The sequence below is a fragment of the Bartonella sp. MR168JLCBS genome, from assembly GCF_042194175.1.
In genome coordinates this window covers 946-1,275 of record NZ_JBHIMP010000105.1, presented here as the reverse complement: position 1 = coordinate 1,275, position 330 = coordinate 946, and the positions used below count along the sequence as shown (strand labels likewise).

Genomic DNA, 330 nt, shown 5'->3' with positions numbered 1-330 from the left:
CCAATTATCGCAGCACTTCTTGTAGAAAACTCTGATATCACCATTGAAAATGTTCTTATCAATAAATCTCGAATGGGATTTATCGAAACATTGTGGGAAATGGATGCTAAAATTGAACTTTTGAACCAACACAAAACAGGTGGAGAAAATGTTGCCGATCTACGAGTAAAATCATCAATGCTAAAAGGCGTAACTGTGCCCAAGGAACGAGCTCCATCAATGATTGATGAGTACCCCGCTTTGGCGGTAGCAGCAGCCTTTGCTGAAGGCAAAACAGTTATGCTAGGAATTGATGAGTTACGCGTTAAAGAATCAGATCGACTGTCTGCA

The 330-nt window shown here is 40.6% G+C and carries 1 pseudogene; it reads left to right on the top strand.

What is annotated here, in order from left to right:
- Window positions 1-330 (top strand): annotated as a pseudogene (locus ACFIK8_RS09475) (3-phosphoshikimate 1-carboxyvinyltransferase); the annotation flags it as partial.